Source organism: Jiella sonneratiae, assembly GCF_017353515.1.
In the GTDB taxonomy this organism is placed as follows: Bacteria; Pseudomonadota; Alphaproteobacteria; order Rhizobiales; family Rhizobiaceae; genus Jiella; species Jiella sonneratiae.
Genome location: NZ_JAFMPY010000068.1, coordinates 1 through 1,760, shown reverse-complemented (window position 1 = coordinate 1,760; position 1,760 = coordinate 1). Strand labels below are relative to the sequence as shown.

General features: G+C 71.3%; 1 protein-coding gene. It reads left to right on the top strand.

Annotation, left to right across the window (positions count from 1 at the left end; translation table 11 throughout):
• A partial coding sequence (locus J1C47_RS23500) for a PAS domain-containing sensor histidine kinase (protein WP_207353225.1) occupies positions 1 to 1,760 on the top strand: 1,760 nt, incomplete at both ends.

The window sequence follows — 1,760 nt, the reverse complement described above, 5'->3', positions numbered from 1 at the left end:
CCCCGCAAGCTCGCCGCCGCCGGCGCGATGGGGCTGGCGATCGCCGGGATGCACTATACCGGCATGGCCGCCGCGACTTTCGTCAGGGAGCCCGGCGACGACGCGATGCCCACGGCGGCCGCGCTCGACCCGATGGCCCTCGCCCTCGCGATCGCCGGCCTGACCTTCCTCATCCTGTTCCTGGCGCTGGCGGCGTCGCTGGTCGACCGGCGCCTCGCCCTGGCGAGCGCCCGCGAGACGGCCGCGGCGCGGGAAGGCCGGGAGCGCTTCGCCACCCTCTACCGCCGCACGCCGCTGCCGCTGCATGCGCTGAACGAGAACGGGCGCATCGAGCATGTCAGCGACGTCTGGCTTGAAGTGCTCGGCTATGAATTCGAGGAGGTGGTGGGACGGCCGCTGACCGACTTCATGACCCCGGAGTCCGCCCGTCGCCGCACCGAGGTCGACTGGCCCGCCCTCCTGGCGTCCAAGGAGCTGCGCGGGGCGCAATATCAGTTCGTGACCAAGGACGGCCGGCAGCTTCACTGCCTCCTCTCGGCGCATGTCGAGCGCGACGCGGAGGGCCGGTTCCAGCAGGCGCTGTGCGGGCTGATGGACATCACGGCCTGGCGCCAGACCGAGGAACAGCTGCGTCAGGCGCAGAAGCTCGAGGCGCTGGGACAGCTGGCGGGCGGCGTCGCCCACGACTTCAACAATCTCCTGGCGGCGGTGCTGGCCAATCTCGAAATCCTGAAGAAGCGGCTTCCCGACGACCAGAAGCTCCGGCAGCTCGCCGACACGGCGATCCGCGGGGCGGAGCGCGGCGCCTCGCTGACCCAGCGGATGCTCGCCTTCTCGCGGCGCCAGGAGCTGCGTCCCGAGAGCGTCGGCATCCCCGAACTCGTCCACGGCATGGCGGATCTGCTGCAGCGCTCGATCGGCCCCGCCATCCAGATCGAGGCGACCTTCCCGATCCGCCTGCCGATGGTGCTCGCCGACGCCAACCAGCTCGAACTCGCTCTGGTCAATCTCGCCGTCAATGCCCGCGACGCCATGCCGGAGGGCGGCGCGATCGCCATCTCGGCGAGGCCCGTCTCCATCGCGCTTGCCGAGGCGGGCCTTGCGCCGGGGGACTATGTCTGTCTGACGGTGGCCGACAGCGGCTGCGGCATGGATGCCGCCACGCTCGCGGCGGCGACCAACCCGTTCTTCACCACCAAGGAGGTCGGCAAGGGAACCGGGCTCGGCCTGTCGATGGTCCACGGCTTCGCGGCGCAGTCGGGCGGGCGCTTCGCGCTCGAGAGCCAGCCCGGCGCCGGCACCACCGCCGAGATCTGGCTGCCGGTCGCCGCCGCTGCGCGCGAGCTGAGGGCGCCGCAGACGCCGGCGCCGCGACAGCCGGTCTCGAGCCCGGCCCTGACGATCCTCGCGGTCGACGACGACGCCCTGGTGCTGATGGGCACGACGGCGATCCTCGAAGACCTCGGCCATCGGGTTCTGGAAGCCTCGTCCGGGACGAAGGCCCTCGAGATACTGGAGGACGAGCGGGTCGATGTGGTCGTCACCGACCAGGCGATGCCCAACATGACCGGGCTTCAGCTGATCGCCCGGATCCGCGAGCGGCATCCCGCGATGCCGGTCATCCTGGCCAGCGGCTATGCCGACCTTCCGGCGAGCGCCGAGCGGGACGTCCAGCGGCTGTCGAAGCCGTTCTCCGAACGCCAGCTCGCGGAGGCGATCGCCGCGTCGCTGGCGACGGCCAAGGCCAGCAACGTGACGTT